Annotated in this window: 1 protein-coding gene; it reads right to left on the bottom strand. The window is 57.6% G+C overall.

Translation table 11 applies throughout. From position 1 onward, the window contains the following. Positions 1-97 precede the first annotated feature (97 nt). Positions 98-297, bottom strand: a 200-nt coding sequence (locus AVJ23_RS21995) for a baseplate wedge protein 53 (protein WP_058864361.1), incomplete at its 5' end; no start/stop codon positions are given.

Here is a 297-nt window from a genome sequence, read left to right as displayed (position 1 = left end):
AAAGGACGACTGGAAAAACCCGTCGTCCCCGCACAGGGAGTGGCAAGCAGAGGAGAGGCGGCGCCTCTCTTCATGCCCTCATGTCCCCATGGAATGATCAGGTCTCGTCCTCTTCCTCCACCGGACCGACAAAGGTCTCGATCCCCTCGTCGCGAAGCGCTTCCAGGGCCTCTTCCAATGCGTCTTCCTCGGTGTCGAATGGGTCTTCCCACACCGTGGAGTTATCGTCCTCATCGATGATTCCGAGCAGCCAACTGCCGTCGCCATCCTCGTAAATATCGATTTGAACCGTATGGT

This window comes from Pseudoponticoccus marisrubri, from assembly GCF_001482405.1.
Lineage (GTDB): Bacteria > Pseudomonadota > Alphaproteobacteria > Rhodobacterales > Rhodobacteraceae > Pseudoponticoccus > Pseudoponticoccus marisrubri.
This window is presented reverse-complemented; position numbering and strand designations above follow the sequence as displayed.